The organism is Pseudomonas sp. MH9.3 (assembly GCF_034354675.1).
GTDB lineage: Bacteria > Pseudomonadota > Gammaproteobacteria > Pseudomonadales > Pseudomonadaceae > Aquipseudomonas.
Genome location: NZ_CP133785.1, coordinates 4,364,343 through 4,380,223, shown reverse-complemented (window position 1 = coordinate 4,380,223; position 15,881 = coordinate 4,364,343). Strand labels below are relative to the sequence as shown.

Here is a 15,881-nt window from a genome sequence, read left to right as displayed (position 1 = left end):
GCCATCCTTGAAGGCTGTGAAAAAACAGCCTATCGAATGGCCCTGGCGGGAAAGCCTACCTATTTATCGGCGCTCAGAAATGCTCTCGCGGGTTGAACGCCGCTTTTTTGGCCAGCTCCTGCCACAACGCCTTGACCTCTTCGTCGCTGCTCTTTGGCATCACGGCCTTGAGCTGCACAAACAGATAGCCACGCTCGCCGGCCTTGTTCAGCAAGCCATGCCCCCTGGCGCGCATGCGCTGGCCGTTCTGGCTGCCGGCCGGCACCTTGAGGTTGATTTTGCCGGTGAGGGTCGGCACCGCCACTTCCGTGCCCAGTGCCAGTTCCCACGGCGCCAGCGGCAGGTTGATGATCAGGTCGTTGCCATCCACTTCAAATTTTGGATGCGGCGCAAACCGGATGATCAGGTACAGGTCGCCATTGGCACCGCCACCGATGCCGGGCGCGCCCTGGGCCTTGAGGCGAATGCGCTCGCCGTCGGCCACGCCGGCGGGGATCTTCACGTTGAGGCTCTTGGTGGTGTTGCTGACGTGGCGACCGGAGGCGTCGTATTGCGGCACCTGGAAGCTGATCTGCTTGGACTCGGTGGCCAGTGTCTCTTCCAGCGAAACCGTCAGCTGCATCTCCACGTCCTGGCCCTTGCGCCCGGCAGGACGACGCTGACCGCCGCCAAAGCCGTCGCCGCGATTGCCGAAGATCGAGCTGAAGAAGTCGGAGAAATCCTCCGTGCCGGTGCCGCCACCGCCAAAGCCGCCACGGCTCTGCCAGCCCGGCGGGCCCTGGAACGGCTGGCCGTGCTGGCCATATTTGCGCAGCTCGTCGTATTCGGCGCGTTTGTCGGCGCTCTTGAGCGCTTCATAGGCTTCGGACGCGTCCTTGAATTTGGCTTCAGCGTCTTTTTCCTTGCTCACATCCGGGTGATATTTGCGTGCGAGCTTGCGATAGGCGGACTTGATTTCCTTGTCATCGGCGCTCGGCTCGACACCCAATATCTTGTAGTAGTCTTTGAAATCCATCGGCGGTTCACCTTCCTTAAATCGAGATCGCACCGCCGGCTCTACACCGTGCGATGGTTTGCACATGTCGAGTGGTGTGGCCGGGGGTGCGTCAAAGTGTTATCGGCGCATGCCGTATGCAGCAGATGTGGGGGCGAATCGCGCCGTTTCAAGCACTATTTAACGGATGGTCGGCCTACGCATCCGCCCCCGACTGGCATACACTGCGCGGCCGTTTTGCAACCGGAACCCGATAGACATGAAAAACCCAGCCCCAGCCCGTGCCTGCGGTATCGACTTCGGCACGTCCAACTCCACCGTCGGCTGGATCCGCCCCGGCGAGGAGACGCTCATTGCGCTGGAGGACGACAAGATCACCTTGCCGTCGGTGGTGTTCTTCAACTTCGAGGAGCGTCGCCCGGTTTACGGCCGCCTGGCCCTGCACGAATACCTGGAAAACTACGAAGGCCGGCTGATGCGCTCGCTCAAGAGCCTGCTGGGTTCCAAGCTGATCAAGCACGACACCAGCGTGCTCGGCACCGCGATGCCGTTCACCGACCTGTTGGCGCTGTTTATCGGCCAGCTCAAGAGCCGCGCCGAAGCCACCGCTGGCCGCGAGTTCGAGGAAGTGGTGCTGGGCCGCCCGGTGTTCTTCGTCGACGACGACCCGATGGCCGACCAGGAAGCGGAAAACACCCTGGTGGACGTGGCGCGCGCCATCGGGTTCAAGGATATTTCGTTCCAGTACGAGCCGATTGCGGCGGCGTTTGACTACGAGTCGACCATCCAGAAGGAAGAGCTGGTGCTGATCGTCGACATCGGCGGTGGTACGTCGGACTTCTCGCTGGTACGCCTGTCGCCGGACCGCCGCCACAACGACAACCGCCAGAGCGACATCCTCGCCACCGGCGGCGTGCACATCGGCGGTACCGACTTCGACAAACAGCTCAGCCTGCAAGGGATGATGCCGCTGTTCGGCTACGGCAGCCGCATGAAAAGCGGCGCCTACATGCCCACCAGTCACCACATGAACCTGGCCACCTGGCACACCATCAACTCGGTGTACTCGCAAAAATCCCAGCTGGCATTGGGCAGCATGCGTTACGACATTGAAGACACCGGCGGCATCGACCGCCTGTTCAAGTTGATCGAGCAGCGCGCCGGGCACTGGCTGGCGATGGAAGTGGAAGAAACCAAGATCCAGCTGACCCATGAAGACAGCCGCCATGTGGCGCTGGACCGCATCGAAAAAGGCCTGAGCGTGGACTTGAGCCGGGCTCTGTTCGAGTCGTCCATCGACAATTTGCTGGAACGTGTGCGCGGCAGTGTCACGCAGTTGCTCAATGACGCCTCGGTGAGCGTCGAGCAGGTGGACACGGTGTTCTTCACCGGCGGCTCCAGCGGCATCCCGGCGCTGCGCCACAGCATCTCCGCGATGCTGCCGAATGCACGGCATGTGGAAGGGAACATCTTCGGCAGTATCGGCAGTGGTTTGGCGATTGAGGCGAGCAAGCGCTACGGCAGCTGATGTCCCAAACGTTGCGGATAGGCAGGTGGGAGGGGGCTTGCTGCCGATAGCGGCAGGTCAGTGCCAGAGGCGCTGACTGACACACCTCCGTCGAGGGCAAGCCCCCTCCCACATTTTGGTCCTGTCGAGAGACTGCTCAGCGCGGATAAAACATCCAGAGTCTCAAAACCGTCAGGCACCAGACAGCGATACCCGACACGATCACCAGGTAATTCCACGCATTGAAGCGGTCATTGCTCTGCCCGTCGGGATCGCCCGCAGCGAAGTTGATCACTCATCGCTGGCCGTCCCCTAATTCCCTTTAAAGTCCAAGAAGCAAATGCGCCTGGGTTATTGCCTCAGACCATCCCACCCAGCTTCAGCTCACTCTTGAGGTACGCATAGTAAATCGGCCCCGCCACCACACCTGGCAAGCCGAACGCGGCTTCAAACACCAGCATCGCCAGCAGCAATTCCCACGATTTGGCACTGATCTGCCCGCCGACGATGCGGGCATTGAGAAAATATTCGACCTTGTGGATCACGATCAGGTAGCCCAGCGCGGCCAATGCCACCCAGATCGACAGCGACAGCGCGACGATGGTGATCAGGGTGTTGGACATGAGGTTGCCGATCACCGGCAGCAGGCCGAGCAGGAAGGTCAGCACGATCAGGGTTTTGGTCAGGGGCAGGTGGATGCCGCACAGCGGCAGCACCACGGCCAGGAAGATCGCGGTGAAAGCGGTGTTGAGCGCAGCGATCTTGATCTGCGCGAAAACGATGTTGCGAAAGGCCTGCACCAGCAGGTGCAGGCGGTCGAACAGCGCGGCGGCCAGGGGTTTGCGTTTGGTCAGGTCGGGCACGCGCTGCAGGGCAATGATGGCGCCGAGTACCATGCCGATCAGCAGGGTGACAAACATGTGCGCAGCGTCTTTGCCCACCAGTTGCAGTTCGCTCAGGTGCTTGCTCAACCAGTCGCCGATGGCAACGCGAAATTCGGCGGCGCTGGCGGGCAGGTAGGCGTCGAGGAACGGCGGCAACTGGCCGCGTGCACGGTCAACCACGCCCATGAATTTGTCGAGAGAGGCGCCGGGATTTTCCGCTTCGTGCAGCAGAAAGCTGATGGCGCCGGCGAAGATCAGCGCCAGCACGCTGACGATCAGCGTGCCGAGCAACGCCACCGCCAGCCAGCGCGCGCGGCGACCCTCTATCAGCCGCTGCAGTTGGGGGGTGAGCATGTTGACCAGTTCATAGACCAACAGGCCTGCCAGCAGGCTGGGCAGCAACTTCAGCGGCAGCACCAGCAGCAACCCGCCGAGAATAATGATGTAGCTGGCCAGCAATATCACGTGACGCTGAGAAAACGTTGGCATACAGCCTCAGAACGAACGGCGATAAAAGGATGGGCAGTCTGCCAGCCTTGAGGGAATCAAGCGAGGGGGATGCGATCAAGTGTGGGAGGGGGCTTGCTCCCGATGGCGGTCAGTCAGCCAGCACATCTTTTACCTGACATCCCGCTATCGGGGGCAAGCCCCCTCCCACACTCGATTGCCAGTGGCTACAAAAGCGTCGTCAGCCCTTGAGGCAGGTGCTCATGTAGGCCTTGCGCGCATCGCCGGCCAGCGCCTTGGTTTTTGCTGACGCGTTGCAGTCCTTCATCTTTTGCTGCTGCGGCGTGACAGCCTTGGCGTCATTGGCGGCCGGGGCCGACAGGCAGGTCTTCATAAAGGCCTTGCGCTCGTCGCCCTTGAGGGTCTTGGTAGTGGCTTCGGCGTTGCAGGTGGTCATCTTGTTTTGCTGGGCAGTGGCGGCAAAGCCTTGGGAACACAGCAACAGTCCCATCATCAGCAAAGGAATACGCAGCATCTTCATGGAGTTTTCTCCCGGTTACCGCGCCGACGGGCACGGCCTTGGCAGAGTGTAGTCAAACCCTGTTACACCTTCCTGCGCGGACGGTGGATAATCCTCGCCCATCCATCTATACGGCGATGTTCATGCAATACGCGTATCCCCTGCTGGCCATTTTTATCTGGGCCGGCAACACCGTGATCAACAAATTGGCGGTGGGCTCGATCTTCCCGGCCGAAATCGGCTTTTACCGCTGGTTGCTGGCGGCGCTGCTGTTCACCCCGTTCATGCTTAAACCGGTGATTGCCCACTGGCCGTTAATCCGCCCTAACCTGGGCAAGGTCTTCGTGCTGGGCGTGCTGGGCATGGCGGTGTATCAGAGCCTGGCCTATTACGCAGCGACGCTGACCTCGGCGACCAACATGGGCATCATCCTGTCGCTGATGCCGTTGATGGCGCTGACTGCCGCGATTATCAGCCTGGGCCAGCGCCTCACGTACGGCGCGCTTGCCGGGGCGATGCTGTCGTTTGCCGGCGTGGTCGTGGTGGTGTCGTCCGGCAGCCTGGGCGCGCTGCTGCAACACGGGGTCAACCTGGGCGACGGCATGATGCTGGTGGCCACCCTGGCCTACGCGGTCTACAGCACCCTGCTGAAAAAATGGCAACTGCGCCTGCCGCCTTTGGTGTTGTTGTACTTGCAGGTGCTGGTGGCGGTGGTGGTGCTGTTTCCGCTGTTCCTGTTCTCGCCCAAAACAGGGTTGGGCTGGGCGAACATTCCACTGGTGCTGTACGCCTGTTTGCTGGCCTCGATGCTGGCGCCGCTGGCGTGGATGCATTCGGTGAAGACCCTGGGCCCGAGCCGCACAACGCTGTTTTTCAACCTGCTGCCGTTGATCACCGCGCTGATTGCAGCGGTGGTGCTGAAAGAGGAACTGGCGCTGTATCACTTGCTGGGCGGCTTGCTGACCCTGGGCGGGGTGATCCTGTCGGAGCGCTGGACGACACCGGTGAGCCAGAACCGTCAGCCAGGCCCTCGTGACACATCCGGTAAAATCCGATAAAACTTTTTGCCCTGGCCGCGACTCACAACCTGTAGCGATCACGCCGACAGAGCGTGGCGTACAACCGGATTAGCACCAGGAGATTGAGATGACCGAAGCAAACTTGACTGACGTTGCGACCCTGCGCAGCCGCGCCCGCCAGAACGTCGAAAACGGTGCCGTGACCGAAGGCTACAACGCCGACCGCGAAGAGATCATTCGCCTGCTCAACACATCGCTGGCCACTGAGCTGGTGTGCGTGCTGCGCTACAAGCGTCACTACTTCATGGCCAGCGGCATCAAGGCCTCCGTCGCCGCCGATGAATTCCTCGAGCACGCGACCCAGGAAGCCGAACACGCCGACAAACTTGCCGAGCGCATCGTGCAACTGGGCGGCGAGCCGGAGTTCAACCCTGACCTGCTGTCGAAAAACTCCCACGCGCAGTACGTGGCGGGTAATTCGCTGAAGGAAATGGTCTACGAAGACTTGGTGGCCGAGCGTATTGCCGTGGACAGCTACCGCGAAATCATCCAGTACATCGGCGACAAGGATCCAACCACCCGCCGTCTGTTTGAAGAGATTCTGGCTCAGGAAGAAGAGCATGCCGACGACATGGCGGACATTCTCGAAAGCCTGTAAGTCGTCGCACGAAAAAGTCGCACAAAAAAGAGGGGGGAGAGCCGGTTAAACGGCTCTCCCCTCTTTTTTTGCCACACCGAAAATAAACGGTGGGAGGGGGCTTGCTCCCTCCCACATCGGACCATGCGCCGTCAGTTATTTAACGGTCTTGGGCGCCTTGCCTTCCTTCATCTGCTGCAGCAACGGCGCACACTCGTTGGGCTCGCCGCCGCTCGGCGCCACCAGCGCGAGCAGGCCGGCAGCCGGACCTGCGATGACGCCCAATGCCACCATCCCCGCGCCACGCAGGGCCAGCGGGATGGCTTTGACGCCAGCGTTAGGCTTGATAAACGGCCCGTTCACGTACAGCGGCGAGCGCAGCGAGAACAGACGGAAGCCCTTGGATTCCGGGGTGATCGTGAGATCAAGCTGCTCGGTGGCCATGTTCGCGGTGCCATCGATGTAGATGATGGCGTTCTCGGTATCGAACACGAACAGCCGGGTGGTCGCCAGGCCCGTCTTGATGCCGAAGTCCGCCGCCGCACAGTTGATCTTCACTTCCTTGTCGCCGAACAGGCGGCCAACCACGTAGTTACCCACGTTGAGCCCGGCGATCTCCATCAGCCCACGGCTGATGGCGCCGTCGTTGATCAGCATCTTCAGGTCACCGTTGGAACTGCCCAGCAAGGCTGCGACCGAGTTGCCGCGCCCAGCGATGTCGGCATCGCCGTTGAGTTCGCCAAAGCTGGTTTTCATCGGTTCAAAGGTCGGGAACAGCTGCTTGAGCTTGAAGTTGCGCGCGCTGAGTTTCGCGCGGCCTTCCATCGGAGTGATGCGGCCGTTGAGGCGAATCTGCGCATCGAGCTTGCCGCCGGCCACGCCGAAACGCAGCGGCTCCAGGCTCAGTTCGCCATCGTTGAGCACCACATGGGTGTAAAGGTCGGTGAAGGGCAGGTCGGCGCTGTGCACGATGCGCTTGCCGGTGAATTCCACATCGGCATCCATTTCACGCCAGCGCTGGGTACGGAACTCTTCCACTGGCAGCACCCGGGTGGCCGGCTGCTTGCTCGCACCGCCACGGGCCTTTTGCTTGGCGTTGGAGTCGGCGCCGATCAGCGGCGCAAGGTCGGTCATCAGCAACTGGTTGGACAACAGGGTGCCGCTGAGCTTGGGCCGTGGCTGGCTGGCGACGTAGGCCAGGTCGCCGTGGATATCGCTGTTGCCGATCTTGCCGTTGAAGTTTTCATAGCGGAACGACGCACCGCTGGCTTCATGCAGCTTGGCGATCAGGTGACCGTCGGTGGAATAGGCCGGCGAATCCGGCAGGGTCACGCCGGTGAGCGGGTAGAGGTTGCCCAGGCTCGCGCCAGCGAGTTTGAGGCGCAGGTCAAGCGCACCGAGGTTGAGCGGGTCGGTCAGGGTACCGGCCACGGCAATGCTGGTGTCGCCTATCTTGACCTGGGCTTGCAGGGGAAACGGTTTGGCCGCGTCCTGCAGGGCCAGCAGGCCGCCGATCTTGCCGCTGCCATCGAGTTTCTGCCCATGGTATTGGCCTTTTACCTTGAGGCCGAACGCGTAATCCTGCGGCGCAGCGCCTTTTTCCAGGGCCTTTTTGGCATCGGCGTCGCCGACGATTTCGGCAAAGGGAATCGGCTGGCCCAGCGGGTCAATGATCACATCGAGCTGGGTGTTGAGGGTCTGGTCGTCGAGGGTCACGTGGCCCTTGTCGAACTTGATGGCGCCGATGTCGACCACCCAGTTGGACGGCTCGGCGTCCGGGTCCTTGGGGTCGAACGTAAAGGTCCAGTTGGCGCGGCCATCGGCCAGGCGCTGCAACTGGGCACTCGGTTCGGTGAGGTCGATACGCGGAATCGCTACGCGCTGCGCCAGCAAGGCCAGCGGCGAAATGCGCAGCTCGACTTTTTTCAAGGTGACCATCTGTGGCTGCTTCGACCAGTCCGGGTTACCCAGGGTCAGGTCCTCGGCGATCACATGGGGCCACGGCACCCAGGCGCGCCAACCGCCTTCCTCGGGTTCGCGCTGCCACACCACCGCGAGGTTGCCATTAATGGCGAACGGACGATGCAGCTCTTCGGAGACTTTGGCATTGAGCGGCGGCTTGATGCGGTTCCAGTCGAAAAACACCAGGAACACCACCACCACGGCGATCAATACGGCGAAGCCGGCGCAGCACCAGGCGACGATTTTACGAGTGCGCGTCATTGCACAGAACTCCTGAACACGGATAGCTGGAATACAGCTCATAAGGGTACGACTGGCAAACCTCAGCAGGGTTTAACCCATTGATGGATTTAACCGCAGAACGCTTTTTTTCTGACCGGACCGACAGATTTCGCCTGCTCGCCTGCACCATTGCTACCCGCCATTGTGTCGAAAATACCCACTTGGGTGCAAAACCGCGTGCTTGAGAGGCCCGATCTAGAGCCCTCCGCTTGAACCATCAATTGTGTTGATTATTACCATTGCGTTTATGAACTTTTATATCGATATATCGAGAGTAGCATGAGTCCTGTACCCACTTTATCGCCCTCCCAAGGAGCAACCATCATGAAACGCCAAGTACTCGCTACCGTCCTGTTGTCTGTCCTGGCTTCCAGTGCCTTCGCCCTGCCAGCCGCCGAGCAGACTATCCCGCAACACCAGGCTCAGGCCGTTCAGTCCAGCCAGACTCTGGCCCGCAGCGGCTCGCAAGAAGATGAGAACCGCGACTACGCCAAAGGCGTTGCCGAAAACGGTTCGGAGCAAGCCAACAAACGCGCTTACACCGAAGGCCTGAGCGAAAACGGCCGGCACCGCCTGGAAGAAAAACGCCTGGTTGAAGGCGGCGCCGAGCAAGCCAACGAGCGTGCCTACACTGAAGGCGTTGCCGAAGGTGGTGCTGATCGCCTGCAAGACCTGCATCAAGCACAGAGCTGAGCCTGTGGTGGCCCAGACAGCTCGCTCCGACATCCGTAGGAGCGAGCTTGCTCGCCAACGTCACTAACGTCTGCCCCCCCCGATTTCACGCAACGCCCTCGCTTCATACCGCCAAGTTCGACGCCGGCAAAGCGCTTTTGCTAGAGTGCGTCGCTGTACTTGCCGACAAAGCTCACCCGCCATGCTGCCCCGTGCCGAACAGAAGCAACAGACCCGCCTCGCCCTGATGGACGCAGCCCGCCATCTGATGGAGTGCGGCCGTGGGTTCGGCAGCCTGAGCCTGCGCGAAGTGGCCAAAACCGCCGGGATCGTGCCTACCGGTTTCTATCGGCACTTTGCCGATATGGATCAGCTCGGGCTCGTGCTGGTCAGCGAGGTCGGCCAGACCTTTCGCGCCACCATTCGCCTGGTACGCCACAACGAATTCGTGATGGGCGGCATCATCGATGCCTCGGTGCGGATCTTTCTCGACGTGGTATCGGCCAACCGTTCGCAATTCCTGTTCCTGGCCCGCGAGCAATACGGCGGCTGCCTCGCCGTGCGTCAGGCCATCGCGGCCCTGCGCGAAGACATCACCCGCGACCTCGCCGCCGACCTCACCCGCATGCCCAAGCTGGCGCACCTGCAGGCCGACGGTTTGCACGTGATGGCCGACCTGATCGTCAAGAGCGTGTTCGCCACCCTGCCCGATATCATCGACCCGCCCGCCCACGCCCTGCCTGAACACCTCACGCCCCAGGCGAAAATCACCCAGCAGTTGCGCTTTATCTTTATTGGTCTCAAGCACTGGCAAGGCCTGGGCAGCACCGAATAGGCCGCCAGGCAAAAACGCCCTCATCCAGTGCCCTAGCACACGCAATGCACCACATTGAGTCACGCCCTGAACAAGCCGCCGCCCTATTCGGAGGCACAACGGCGCGCGCCGACAGGCAATTCCTACAACCCGCCCCGGGTTGGCAAGCCCCTTGCTCTAGCTCCGTTATCGCTCATAGCTGGAAGCCCTCTGATGCTGGTGATCCACCGCCGAATCGCCCCCCAGGCCCAATGGGCCGCCGAGCTGCTGCTCAACTTCGAAGCCCGCAGCAAAAGCCGTCTGCGCTGTTTCAGTGCCGACGGCGAAGACGTCGGCCTGTTTCTGGAGCGTGGCCAGCCACCGCTGCATGACGGCGAATACCTGCAGGCTGAAGACGGCCGGGTGGTACGCGTGTGCGCACGGCCAGAACAGCTGCTGCACGTCACCTGCAGCAGCGCGTTTGAACTGACACGCGCCGCCTACCACCTGGGCAACCGCCACGTGGCCCTGCAAGTCGGCGATGGCTGGTTGCGCCTGCTCGATGACTACGTGCTCAAGGCGATGCTTGAACAGTTGGGCGCGCAGGCCGAAACCATCGAGGCGCCGTTCCAGCCGGAACACGGTGCCTACGGCGGCGGCCATCATCACTCGCGCCATGGCGATGAAGATTTCAACTACCCGCCCAAACTGCATCAATTCGGCGTGCGTACATGAATCCAGCCTGGGCATTGCTGCGCCTGGCCAGTCCGCAATTGCCGATTGGCGGCTACAGCTATTCCCAGGGCCTGGAAATGGCCGTGGACAACGGCCGCGTGCCGGACGCCGCCAGCGCACGCCGCTGGATCAGCGACCAGTTGCTGCTTAACCTGGCGCGCTTCGAAGCGCCGCTGCTGCTCGCCCACTGCCGTGCCGCCGCTGTTGATGACTGGTCGCAACTGGCGCACCTGTGCGAAGAGCACCGCGCCAGCCGTGAGACCCGCGAGCTGTACCAGGAGAGCCGGCAGATGGGCTACTCGCTGCAGCAGCTGCTCAATGGCTTGCCCGAACTGGATGACGCGGCCCGAGACTTTCTCGCTCTGCGCGCCGAACCTCACCTGGCCCTGGGCTGGGCCCTGGCCGCGCGCGCCTGGCACATCAGCCCCGACGACGCCCTCGCCGCCTGGCTGTGGAGCTGGCTGGAAAACCAGCTGGCGGTGCTGATGAAAACCCTGCCCCTGGGCCAGCAAGCCGCGCAGCGCCTGACCAGTGAACTGCTGCCGCTGCTGCAGCAGGCCCAGCAGGACGCCGCACGCATCGACCCCAACTCAACAGGCAGCGCCGCGTTCGGCCTGTCTCTGGCGTGCATGGCCCACGAACGCCAATACAGCCGCCTGTTCCGTTCCTAAATTCCCTTGATGTGGAGAAGCACATGAACTCACAACCCCTGCGTGTCGGCATCGGCGGCCCGGTGGGCTCCGGCAAGACCGCCCTCACCCTGGCCCTGTGCCTGGCGCTGCGCGATCGCTACAACCTGGCCGTGGTCACCAACGATATTTATACCCGCGAAGACGCCGACTTTTTGGTGCGCAACCAGGCCCTGGCGCCGGAGCGCATCATCGGTGTGGAAACCGGCGGCTGCCCGCACACGGCGATCCGCGAAGACGCCTCGATCAACCTCGAAGCGGTCGACCAGCTCAACCGGCGCTTTCCCGGCCTGGACCTGATCCTGGTGGAGTCCGGCGGCGACAACCTGTCGGCCACCTTCAGCCCGGAACTGTCAGACCTGACTATCTACGTGATCGATGTGTCGGCCGGCGACAAGCTGCCGCGCAAGGGCGGGCCCGGTATTTGCAAATCCGACCTGCTGGTGATCAACAAGATCGACCTGGCGCCGCTGGTGGGCGCCTCGCTGGAGCTGATGAACAGCGACACCCAGCGCATGCGCAACGGTAAACCTTTTGTGTTCAGCAACCAGAAAACCGGCGTCGGCCTGGACGAGATCGTCGCCTTCATCGAACGCCAGGGCCTGCTGACCGCCGCCTGATCAACCCATTACGGAGCCTGTTTATGAGCCTCAACAAACTGTTCGCCGCCGCCGCACTGCTGCTGGCCCCTGCCCTGGCCTTCGCCCATCCGGGCCATGGCGACAACGGCCTGGTGGCCGGCATCAGCCATCCTCTGGGCGGCATCGACCACTTGCTGGCCATGCTCGCGGTGGGCCTGTGGGCCGCCCAGCAAAAAGGCGCGGCACGCTGGGCGCTGCCGTGCACCTTCGTCGGCACCATGCTGATCGGCGGCGTGCTGGGGTTTGAAGGCCTGGCATTGCCGGCGCTGGAAAGCGGCATCGCTGCCTCGGTGCTTGCACTGGGCCTGGCGGTGGCGCTGGCGGTGCGTCCGCCGCTGTTTGTGGCAGTGGGTGCGACGGCGCTGTTTGCGCTGTTCCACGGCGTGGCGCATGGTCTGGAACTGCCGGAGATGTCCAGCCCCTGGGCGTATGCGGCGGGGTTTGTCGGTGCGACGGCCCTGTTGCATGCTGCCGGTTATGCCGTGGTGCGCGTGCTGCCGGCCGCGGCGGCGCCGTTGGTGCGGGTGGCTGGGGCGGCTTCGGCGGCGACTGGCGTGTGGTTGCTCGCGGGCTGATTTCGGCACCTGTGCCGGCCCCATCGCAGGCAAGCCAGCGCCCACATTTGAGCGGATTCGCCATTCAAAAATGTGGCAGCGGGCTTGCCCGCGATAACGGTGGCGCAGACACCACCGCACCCAAGCCTGCTACCATGCGCGCCTACACCCCTGCCGTGACGACGCCAGCCGATGCCCAGCGCTTCCCAACCGCTTTTGAATACCGTGCTCAACCATTTCCATGATCTGATCGTGCCACTCTGGCAAGGCCCGGGCTGGAATGCCGAGCTGGCGCTGCCCTACGAGGCACTGGACGCCGATCACCAGCCCTTGCCGCCCCAGCGCTACCGCGCCATGGCCTGCGCCCGTCAGTTGTACCTGTTTGCCAGCCTGATCGGCGAGCCCGAGGCCGGTTTTGCGCACGCGCGCGCAGCTGCGCTGTTCCGCTCCCTGCAACAGCACTTCCATGACGCCGAACACGGCGGCTGGTTCTACAGCATCGACCCGGCGGGCCAACCGCTGGATACGCGCAAAGACCTCTACACCCATGCCTTCATCATCTTCGCCTGCGCCCATTACTGGGCCAAGGTGCGCGAGCCGCTGGTGGCGTCGGTCCTCAATGCCGCGCTCGAAGTGGTTGCCCAGCGGTTCGCCAGCGGTGACGGCCTGTACGACGCGGTGCTGGAGCGCGACTGGTCGTCACTCTCGTCCGGCCCGCTGCAAAACCCGTTGATGCACCTGGCCGAAGCGTTCCTCGCCACCCTGGCGGTGCGTGAAGACGCACACGTGCAAACCGCCCTGCTGAACCTGGCGACGGCCATGCAGCGGCGCTTCATCGACCCGGGGCACGGCGTGATGCTGGAAAAGCCGCTGGGCGCTGTGGACAACTGGTTCGAGCCGGGCCATCAGTTCGAATGGTTCTTCCTGCTCGACTCATCCGAGGTGCTGCGCGGCACGCCGCTGCATGCATCGCTCAGCCGGGCGTTTGTCTACGCCGAGCAAAAGGGTGTGGATAAGCTGAGCGGCGCCGTGAGCGGCATGCTCGACCTAGACGGCAATGTGCGTGACGGCACTCAGCGTATCTGGGCCCAGGCCGAATACCTGCGCGCGCTGACGTTGCGGCCGGGCAGCGAAGCAGTGTTGCAGCGCCAATTGCTGGCGTTGCAAGACCATTTCCTGCATGCAAAAGGCTGGCATGAATGCCTGGATGCCAAGGGTGTCGTGAGCCGACGGGATATGCCGTCGACCACCCCTTATCATTTGGCGACTTGCTATCAGGGGCTGATCAAGCATCTGCGCTGACCTTTCGGGCCTCATCGGGGGCAAGCCCTAATGCCAGTCAGTTAAGCGCAGCTCCCCTATGGGAGCGGCGGTGCGACGATTCGACTTGCCCGCGAAAGCGGTGGGTCAGTCAACATCAATGTTTGCTGGGCCGACGCCATCGGGAGCAAGCCCCCTCCCACATTTTGTACAGAGTTCGCAAACCATTCCGGTCGGCTCTCAGGCCGCCGCGCTCTTGATCTTGATCTTAGGCGCCCCGTCAAACACGCTGGCTTAACTGAACGGCATTAGGGCAAGCCCCCTCTCACACTTGACTGTGCTGAATGTGGGAGCTGGCTTGCCTGCGATTGCCTCACCGCGGTCTAACCGGCCTCATGCAATCCACTTGCGATCCCCGGTAAAGCTGATCGTCAGCCAGCGCGCCGCATCCGGCGTGCCGAGCCCTGTGGATATCTCTTCGCGCAGCCTGTCGAAGGTGGCCACGTTCTCCACCGGGTAATCCGCCGGCAACACCACATGAATTTCGATAAACCGCGCGCGCCCGTGCTTCTGCACGTAGGACACGTAGTCGTCGAAGCCATGTCTGGCCTGGGCCGCGTCCATCACTTCACGCACCTTGTCGTCCAGGTGATCCGGAGCGATCCCCAGCACCTCGCGCAACGCCGGACGCAGGATCTTGAAGGCCGGCGCCAGCATGCTCAGGGCCAGCAGGATCAGGATCGCCGGGTCGACATACACGGCCCACTCGCCATAGCCCCGGGACTTGAGCAACAGCGCGGCGAGGAAGCTGAACAGCAAGCCTATCGACAGCATCGCGTCCACCAGCCAGCTGATGTTGTCGAACTGGATCAGCGATGATTTGAGCGTGCGATTGCGGTAGCGCACATAGAAGAAGTAAGCGAACTCGACGACGGTAAACACCGCCGCATAGATGATCACCAGCCCCAACTCGATCTCGCGCCCGCCGTTGATAATGCCGAACACCCCGTTGAGGAATGCATAGAGGGCGATCAGCAGCAGGAAACTGCCTTCGATCAACAACACCATCGGCTCCAGGTGCCAATAGCCGAACTGGAAACGCTCGTTGCTTTTCCTGGCGATCAGCTTGGCCGTGATCAGCATCAACACCTTGATGGCGGTGGCGATCAGCGAGAAGAAGCCGTCGAACAGAATGGACTGGGCGCCGGATATCACACCCGTGACAATTCCGGCGATCGCGACCGCGAACATCAGAATCGTCGATTGTTTGAGCAGTGCCTGCTCACCTCGGTTACTCACATTTCCTCCCGTCAAAACCTTTGAACCGCCGGGTGCGGTGGGGTTTTCAGGGTGGGAGTGTACCTTATGGCCTGTTTTGGCCGATTTGACGCCATCGGGGCAAGCCCGCTCCCACAGGGGACTGAGTTCTCACATTCAAACGTGTGAACACCGTCAAGTGTGGGAGGGGGCTTGCTCCCGATGGCAACGACCCGGTTTAAAGCCTTACTTACCGCCCCGCTCAATCGCAAACCCAGCCCAGGTCTGGCTCACCGGCATCAGCTCCAGGCGGTTGATATTGACGTGCGCCGGGGTGTTCATCACCCAGAAGATCGTGTCGGCGATGTCCTGCGGCTGGATCGGCTCGGCGCCGGCGTAAGTGGCGTCGTAGCGCGCCTGGTCACCACCGAAGCGCACCAGCGAAAACTCGCTCTCACACAAGCCCGGCTCGATGTTGGTCACGCGCACGCCGGTGCCCTGCAGGTCGCAACGCAGGTTCAGCGAGAACTGCTTCACGAACGCCTTGGACGCGCCATACACGTGGCTGCCCGGGTAAGGGTAGTTGCCGGCGATGGAGCCCAGGTTGATGATGCCCGCGCCTCGCCCATGGGCAATCAGGCGCGGCAGCAGCAGGTTGGTGGTGGTCAGCAGGCCCTTGATGTTGGTGTCGACCATGGTCTCCCAATCGTCGAGGCTGCACTTGGGCGCAGGGTCGGTGCCCACGGCCAGGCCGGCGTTGTTGATCAGCCCACGCAGGGTCGCGAACGACGGCGGCAGGTTGGCGATGGCCTCTTCCATGCCCTTGCGGTCACGCACGTCCACCACCAGGCCGTGTACTTCGGTCTGCTTGGAAAGCTCTTCGACCAGCGCATTCAAGCGTTCGGCACGGCGACCGGTGAGCACCAGTTTCCAGCCGGCCTCGGCAAAACGACGGGCACAGGCTTCGCCGAAACCTGAGGTGGCGCCAGTAATAAACAACGTGTCGGACATGGTGGTCTCCTTGCGAA

The 15,881-nt window shown here is 62.2% G+C and carries 16 protein-coding genes; 10 read left to right on the top strand and 6 right to left on the bottom strand.

Features of this window, described 5'->3' with window-relative positions; translation table 11 throughout:
• Positions 1-73: 73 nt before the first annotated feature.
• Entirely contained in the window at positions 74-1,015 is a 942-nt protein-coding gene (locus tag RHM60_RS19385; RefSeq protein WP_322212517.1) for a DnaJ C-terminal domain-containing protein, read from the bottom strand.
• A 238-nt stretch (positions 1,016-1,253) separates the two neighbouring features.
• Here RHM60_RS19385 and RHM60_RS19380 point away from each other — a divergent pair, with 238 nt between their 5' ends.
• Positions 1,254-2,522, top strand: coding sequence for an Hsp70 family protein (locus RHM60_RS19380; RefSeq protein WP_209988014.1), 1,269 nt, complete (start codon positions 1,254-1,256; stop codon positions 2,520-2,522).
• 338 nt (positions 2,523-2,860) lie between these two features.
• Here RHM60_RS19380 and RHM60_RS19375 read toward each other — a convergent pair whose 3' ends face one another.
• Together RHM60_RS19375 and RHM60_RS19370 are read right to left on the bottom strand one after the other, a co-directional pair.
• The gene (locus RHM60_RS19375; protein WP_209988006.1) at positions 2,861-3,874 is read right to left on the bottom strand and encodes an AI-2E family transporter; all 1,014 of its coding nucleotides are present in this window, start codon (positions 3,872-3,874) and stop codon (positions 2,861-2,863) included.
• A gap of 199 nt (positions 3,875-4,073) precedes the next feature.
• Complete coding sequence (locus tag RHM60_RS19370; RefSeq protein ID WP_209988003.1) at positions 4,074-4,373, bottom strand: PsiF family protein; 300 nt, start codon at positions 4,371-4,373, stop codon at positions 4,074-4,076.
• Positions 4,374-4,495: 122 nt separating this feature from the next.
• Here RHM60_RS19370 and RHM60_RS19365 point away from each other — a divergent pair, with 122 nt between their 5' ends.
• Complete coding sequence (locus tag RHM60_RS19365; protein WP_231422409.1) at positions 4,496-5,410, top strand: DMT family transporter; 915 nt, start codon at positions 4,496-4,498, stop codon at positions 5,408-5,410.
• 88 nt (positions 5,411-5,498) lie between these two features.
• Positions 5,499-6,029, top strand: a complete 531-nt coding sequence (locus tag RHM60_RS19360) for a ferritin-like domain-containing protein (RefSeq protein ID WP_209987997.1) — start codon at positions 5,499-5,501, stop codon at positions 6,027-6,029.
• Positions 6,030-6,164: 135 nt separating this feature from the next.
• Here RHM60_RS19360 and RHM60_RS19355 read toward each other — a convergent pair whose 3' ends face one another.
• Complete coding sequence (locus RHM60_RS19355) at positions 6,165-8,231, bottom strand: AsmA family protein (RefSeq protein WP_322212516.1); 2,067 nt, start codon at positions 8,229-8,231, stop codon at positions 6,165-6,167.
• 345 nt (positions 8,232-8,576) lie between these two features.
• On the opposite strand from RHM60_RS19355, the gene RHM60_RS19350 reads away from it, so the two are divergent.
• The 7 genes from RHM60_RS19350 to RHM60_RS19320 all read left to right on the top strand — a co-directional run bounded on the left by RHM60_RS19350 (position 8,577) and on the right by RHM60_RS19320 (position 13,638).
• On the top strand, positions 8,577-8,945 hold the full coding sequence (locus RHM60_RS19350; protein ID WP_322212515.1) for a hypothetical protein: 369 nt from the start codon (positions 8,577-8,579) through the stop codon (positions 8,943-8,945).
• 181 nt (positions 8,946-9,126) lie between these two features.
• On the top strand, positions 9,127-9,759 hold the full coding sequence (locus RHM60_RS19345; protein WP_209987987.1) for a TetR family transcriptional regulator: 633 nt from the start codon (positions 9,127-9,129) through the stop codon (positions 9,757-9,759).
• Between the two features lie 192 nt (positions 9,760-9,951).
• Entirely contained in the window at positions 9,952-10,452 is a 501-nt protein-coding gene (ureE, locus tag RHM60_RS19340; RefSeq protein ID WP_209987985.1) for an urease accessory protein UreE, read from the top strand.
• Positions 10,449-11,123 (top strand): urease accessory protein UreF, encoded by a 675-nt coding sequence (locus RHM60_RS19335; RefSeq protein WP_231422405.1) that lies wholly within the window; start codon positions 10,449-10,451, stop codon positions 11,121-11,123. The genes ureE and RHM60_RS19335 overlap by 4 nt, the downstream gene beginning before the upstream one ends.
• Before the next feature lie 23 nt (positions 11,124-11,146).
• A complete protein-coding gene (ureG, locus tag RHM60_RS19330; RefSeq protein ID WP_003236172.1) occupies positions 11,147-11,761 on the top strand; it encodes an urease accessory protein UreG in 615 nt (204 codons plus the stop codon).
• 23 nt (positions 11,762-11,784) lie between these two features.
• Positions 11,785-12,357 carry a HupE/UreJ family protein gene (locus RHM60_RS19325; protein ID WP_322212514.1) on the top strand — a complete coding sequence of 191 codons (573 nt, stop codon included), beginning with the start codon at positions 11,785-11,787 and terminating at the stop codon, positions 12,355-12,357.
• A 171-nt stretch (positions 12,358-12,528) separates the two neighbouring features.
• Positions 12,529-13,638, top strand: coding sequence for an AGE family epimerase/isomerase (locus RHM60_RS19320; protein ID WP_322212513.1), 1,110 nt, complete (start codon positions 12,529-12,531; stop codon positions 13,636-13,638).
• A gap of 351 nt (positions 13,639-13,989) precedes the next feature.
• Here the strand turns inward: RHM60_RS19320 and RHM60_RS19315 are convergent, their stop codons facing one another.
• Positions 13,990-14,895, bottom strand: coding sequence for a cation diffusion facilitator family transporter (locus tag RHM60_RS19315; protein ID WP_231422403.1), 906 nt, complete (start codon positions 14,893-14,895; stop codon positions 13,990-13,992).
• Between the two features lie 204 nt (positions 14,896-15,099).
• Positions 15,100-15,864 (bottom strand): SDR family oxidoreductase, encoded by a 765-nt coding sequence (locus RHM60_RS19310; protein WP_209987969.1) that lies wholly within the window; start codon positions 15,862-15,864, stop codon positions 15,100-15,102.
• Between the last annotated feature and the right edge of the window lie 17 nt (positions 15,865-15,881).

Coding starts and splice junctions, on each gene's coding strand:
- RHM60_RS19385 (WP_322212517.1), bottom strand. CDS start 1,015: ATGGATTTCAAAGACTACTACAAGATATTGGGTGTCGAGCCGAGCGCC.
- RHM60_RS19380 (WP_209988014.1), top strand. CDS start 1,254: ATGAAAAACCCAGCCCCAGCCCGTGCCTGCGGTATCGACTTCGGCACG.
- RHM60_RS19375 (WP_209988006.1), bottom strand. CDS start 3,874: ATGCCAACGTTTTCTCAGCGTCACGTGATATTGCTGGCCAGCTACATC.
- RHM60_RS19370 (WP_209988003.1), bottom strand. CDS start 4,373: ATGAAGATGCTGCGTATTCCTTTGCTGATGATGGGACTGTTGCTGTGT.
- RHM60_RS19365 (WP_231422409.1), top strand. CDS start 4,496: ATGCAATACGCGTATCCCCTGCTGGCCATTTTTATCTGGGCCGGCAAC.
- RHM60_RS19360 (WP_209987997.1), top strand. CDS start 5,499: ATGACCGAAGCAAACTTGACTGACGTTGCGACCCTGCGCAGCCGCGCC.
- RHM60_RS19355 (WP_322212516.1), bottom strand. CDS start 8,231: ATGACGCGCACTCGTAAAATCGTCGCCTGGTGCTGCGCCGGCTTCGCC.
- RHM60_RS19350 (WP_322212515.1), top strand. CDS start 8,577: ATGAAACGCCAAGTACTCGCTACCGTCCTGTTGTCTGTCCTGGCTTCC.
- RHM60_RS19345 (WP_209987987.1), top strand. CDS start 9,127: ATGCTGCCCCGTGCCGAACAGAAGCAACAGACCCGCCTCGCCCTGATG.
- ureE (WP_209987985.1), top strand. CDS start 9,952: ATGCTGGTGATCCACCGCCGAATCGCCCCCCAGGCCCAATGGGCCGCC.
- RHM60_RS19335 (WP_231422405.1), top strand. CDS start 10,449: ATGAATCCAGCCTGGGCATTGCTGCGCCTGGCCAGTCCGCAATTGCCG.
- ureG (WP_003236172.1), top strand. CDS start 11,147: ATGAACTCACAACCCCTGCGTGTCGGCATCGGCGGCCCGGTGGGCTCC.
- RHM60_RS19325 (WP_322212514.1), top strand. CDS start 11,785: ATGAGCCTCAACAAACTGTTCGCCGCCGCCGCACTGCTGCTGGCCCCT.
- RHM60_RS19320 (WP_322212513.1), top strand. CDS start 12,529: ATGCCCAGCGCTTCCCAACCGCTTTTGAATACCGTGCTCAACCATTTC.
- RHM60_RS19310 (WP_209987969.1), bottom strand. CDS start 15,864: ATGTCCGACACGTTGTTTATTACTGGCGCCACCTCAGGTTTCGGCGAA.